The 4,746-nt window shown below is 35.3% G+C and carries 2 protein-coding genes and 1 pseudogene; all 3 read left to right on the forward strand.

The window, feature by feature from the left end:
• Window positions 1-351: pseudogene (locus GSY74_RS07635) on the forward strand (hypothetical protein); the annotation flags it as partial.
• Entirely contained in the window at window positions 338-2,317 is a 1,980-nt protein-coding gene (gene gspD, locus GSY74_RS07640) for a type II secretion system secretin GspD (RefSeq protein WP_164664508.1), read from the forward strand. The pseudogene GSY74_RS07635 and the gene gspD, both read left to right, overlap by 14 nt.
• 306 nt (window positions 2,318-2,623) lie before the next feature.
• Complete coding sequence (locus GSY74_RS07645) at window positions 2,624-4,135, forward strand: GspE/PulE family protein (RefSeq protein WP_164664509.1); 1,512 nt, start codon at window positions 2,624-2,626, stop codon at window positions 4,133-4,135.
• The last annotated feature ends 611 nt before the right edge of the window (window positions 4,136-4,746 follow it).

Genomic DNA, 4,746 nt, shown 5'->3' on the forward strand with positions numbered 1-4,746 from the left:
CCAACAAAGGGTATAGTTGAAAATGAAGATGGTATAGGAAAGGTTGTCTCAAAGGGGCTACTAAGCTCTTATACCAAAGATATTGATAAGGTATGGAAAGATATTGGGATAGGGGAACACAAAGTAAATGGTCAACTACAGGGATTCAAAGTCAACTTTGTAAAAAAAGGTAGCGATTTTGAGAAACTAGATTTAAGAAGAGGTGATATTCTCAAAGCAGTTAATGGACAAGAGTTAAACAGCTATAATGCAGCCTTTTCATTCTACAAAGAGATGGAGAGTATAGAAAACTTAACTTTGAGTATACAAAGGAATAATCAAGATATGGAGTTAGAATATGAGATTAAGTAAAATAGTAGTAGGGGTACTTATCGCTTTGAGTCTTCAGGCTCATGCAGAGAAGGTTGATATAAACTTTAACAATTTAAATATTAGTGATGCTATAAAGATGGTTGGTAAGATTACTGGTAAAAATATACTTATTGATGGTGAGATAAAAGGAAAGATAAACTTTATATCTAATGAACCTGTAGAGAAGAGTGAGCTTATTCCTATAATAAATGCTATTTTATCCACTAAAAAGATGACTCTTGTACCAAAAGGTGACTACTACCAAGTTGTAAAAATAAATGATGCGTCAGGAGAGGGACTACCCGTTAGAAGCAATATAAGTCAAGGTGGTACTATGGAGACTGTAGTTTTTCAACTCAATAGTGTAAACGCTGCGGTGATAAGAACAAAAATCAAACCACTACTTCATAAAAGTGCAAAGGTTGTCTCATTTAAGAAAAATAATCTTTTGGCTATTACAGCATATCCTCACTCTCTAAAATCTATTAAAAAGCTGATAGATAAGATTGAGAGAGGTGAGAAGAAGAGAAGTCGAGTTATAACACTTCAACATGCTTTAGTAAAAGATATTTTTCCCAATATACAGAGTATGTCCAAAGAGCTTTTTGCCCAAGATATAGTCAGCGAAAAAGTATCTGTCATGAAAAATGATGGTAGTAACTCAGTTATACTAGTCGGAAACAGTCGAAATCTAAATAAATTGGTTCAATATATTGAGCAACTTGATATAGAGGGTGAAGAGAGAGATGTACAGAGAATGTTTGTCATACCACTTGAGAACTCAAATGTTGAAGATATGGAGAAGATTTTAAGCAAAATACTACCTCAAATGACTGGTAATTTAGCTACGGGTGGTTCCATTCATGCTATTGCAAAAGGTGCAAAAATACCACCTAGAAAAGTTGGTGCTACGAATCGTTCTCCTATAGCAAAAAATGAAAAGGTTCAAAAAGCTGTAATTGCTAGTGACCTTGAGAGAAATGCTCTGATAGTTTTAGCAAACTCTGCTCAAATAGAGAATATCCGTGAAACGGTTAGACTACTTGATATAGAGAAGTCTCAAGTATACATCAAAACTAAGATTGTGGAGGTCAATACAAATCTTGCAGAAAACATAGGAGTTAAGTATGGATTCTCTGGTGGTGCTATCACCTCAAAAGGTGTATTCTCGCTACTTGCTAGTTCAGGTGCAGCACCTTTGGCTATCTCTCCTTCACTAATGAGCTTTCTAAATCAAGGTGGCACAAAAACACTCTATAATGAAGCGGGTAACCCTATAGGTACAGAGACAGAGAGTAGATTTGCCTTTGACTCTGGGATAAAAGAGGTCTTCTCAACTGGTATACAACTTGACCTTCTAAAGCAGAATGGTGCCGCACAGGTACTATCAGAGCCTTCTATTCTATGTACCAATAATAAACCATCAAGCATCTATGTAGGTCAAACACAATCTATTATCACCCAATCACAACAGAGTACTCAAGGCTCTTCAAATGTTCTCAACAACTACAGTAGAGAGGATATTGGGATAACGCTTAATGTCAAACCTAGACTCTCTAGCAATAACAAAGTTTCCCTTGAGGTGGAGACCACTATAGAGGATGTTCTTCCTGGTTCAGGTGCGGCGGCGGATAGACCAACAACTACCAAAAGATCCGTAAAAACAAACGCTATTGTCAATCATGGAGAGACTATTATCTTGGGTGGACTTATCAAGACTTCCACTGGTAAAAGTTCCACTAGGGTTCCTGTTCTAGGAGATATTCCTATTTTGGGGCGACTCTTTACCTCACAAGGAGAAGGAAAAAACAAGATAAATGTTGTCATCTACCTTACGCCTTATATAGTTAAAAAAAGCTCAGACCTAAAAACCCTTCGTAAAAATCTTGATGAGCTAGACTCTATACAACAGAAATTTAATAAAATAGTATTAAATAAATTAGAGAAGAGAAAAAATGGAATATAAGAAGATAGAAGACATGTTACATTTTCTAGTCAATCAAGGAATCTTTTAGAGGTAACTTCCGATAAAGTACCAGAGTCCCATAGTATACAGAACTATACACCCGCAGAGAGAGAGGATGAAGTTGATTCAACTATCATACCTGAAATAGATATAGAAGATGACTCATCAGCTATAAGAAGTGAATCTATCCTAGAGAGTATCAATCAGCAAAATAGAGATATTAACCTCAATGAAATTAATACTGGTATTGAGTATGATGAGGGGACTGCATTTAGTCATGAGTCTCGTCAATAAAGGAAGCTAAATATGAGACTGCCATTTATTGAAAATATTGATCTTGAGCCAATTTGGAGTGAAGAGATTAATAATACATTAGCGATGAAACATCATCTTCTTTTTGCTATGGTACATGGTAAGGAGTGTACTATTGTAGAGAAGAGTAATCTAGCAACTGCTCTGAATCATCTCTCTAAATTAGATATTGATTACCCTGTAGTAGAGGTTGATTCTGATAGTTTTGAAAGATTACAAAATAAGTTTAGAGAGATTAAAACAGGTAGTGATTTTGATTCTATAGAGACAGAGAGTGGTGATGATATTATTGAGGTGGAGTCTGACCTTTTGGACTTTATACGAAACTCTCAAGACCTTCTATCCAATGAGGAGTCTGCACCTGTTGTAAAACTAGTCAACTCTTTATTTTTTCAAGCTATTAAAAAAGGTGCTAGTGATATTCATATCGAAACACTAGAGAAAAAAGGTGAAGTTCGCCTACGAATTGATGGTGCACTGAAAAAGCACTTAGATATTGATAAAAATATTACAGGACTGGTTATATCAAGAATCAAAGTTATCTCAAACCTTGATATATCTGAAAAAAGAGTACCTCAAGATGGTAGAACACAAGTAACCATAGCAGGTAAAAGTCTTGATATTAGGGTCTCTGTACTCCCTACATACTATGGAGAGAGAGTTGTTATGAGGCTTCTTATGACAAGTGAGAGTATCCCTACGCTAAAAACTCTAGGTTTTACAGACGACTTAACAAGAGACCTAAACAAGCTACTTACACACCCTCATGGGATGATTCTAGTAACTGGTCCAACTGGTTCTGGTAAATCAACAACTCTTCATGCCTGCCTGCAACATATAGCTACACCTGATAAGAATATTATCACCGTAGAAGACCCAGTTGAGTACAATGCAGAGAATGTAAATCAGATTCAAGTTAATGATAAAGTTGGATTAACATTTGCAGCAGGTCTTCGTTCTATCCTGAGACAAGACCCTGACATCATCATGATTGGAGAGATGAGAGATAGTGAAACAGCTGAAATTGGGCTTCGTTCTGCTCTAACAGGTCACCTAATGCTCTCAACTCTACATACCAATGATGCAACATCTGCTTTGTCTCGTCTAATGGATATGGGTATAGAGGATTTTCTCATTGGTTCTACACTACTTGGGGTACTTGCTCAAAGATTAACTAGACAGCTATGTAGCTGTAAAGAGCCAACTGAACTACCACAGGCTGTTATAGATGAACTACAACTACCTACTCATGCCACTTATTATAAAGCTAAGGGGTGCAAGGAGTGTGATTTCACAGGATACAGTGGACGAAAAGCTGTTGGTGAACTATTTATTATGAATGACTCTGTAAAAACTATGATGAAAGATGGACTAAACGACCATCAAATTCGTATCGCTATGAAAAAAGCAGGGATGAAAACGATTGCTGATAAGCTAAGAGAGATGCTTATTAATGGAAATACTAGTTATGAAGAGTGTGTTCGTATTGGGATTATGGAAGACTAGTTTAGTGAATAGTGAAAAGATTGGTACACTACTATTTCGGTCATAAATATCCTTTTCAATCTATGCTCTTTTTTTTTAATTTGGGAATATATTTTAGTTTAGGGTATCTACTTTCTTAATTAACTCTTAAATAACCTTAAAAAGAGCTTTCGTGTCGGTCTCATTGGCTAAAGTGTCCACATCTCGACCGACACAAGTGTCGACCGACGGGGTGTCCAAGTGTGACCGACACCGACATATAGAGTAAAAAGGCTTATAATACAATGGTAAAAAGTTTGTTTTCATCATCTGACCCTAAAATTCTAAGAAGAGGAGAAAGTGATTTTGAGTATAATTCTGAGAAGCAATCTGAGAAGAAGTGAAACACTTTAGAAGAAAATCCCTTAAAATATCATAAGAAAATGTGTATTTTTTACACAAAAATTATTCTTATAAAGAAAGATTATATATCAGCATAAGTTATTTTGTTTTAAATATCCTTTTTTGAACTATTTTAAGTATTTTTCTCTATTTATTCACAGATTGCTTCTGACTTTATATTGGAGTAAATTTGGTAATGATAACAAATGGTAGTAAATTATTATTTAAACATAATATTTTAGTTAATAGTA

Origin of the sequence: Sulfurovum sp. bin170 (assembly GCF_010892395.1) — a bacterium.
Classification (GTDB): domain Bacteria; phylum Campylobacterota; class Campylobacteria; order Campylobacterales; family Sulfurovaceae; genus UBA1140.

Coding starts and splice junctions, on each gene's coding strand:
- GSY74_RS07645 (WP_164664509.1), top strand. CDS start 2,624: ATGAGACTGCCATTTATTGAAAATATTGATCTTGAGCCAATTTGGAGT.
- gspD (WP_164664508.1), top strand. CDS start 338: ATGAGATTAAGTAAAATAGTAGTAGGGGTACTTATCGCTTTGAGTCTT.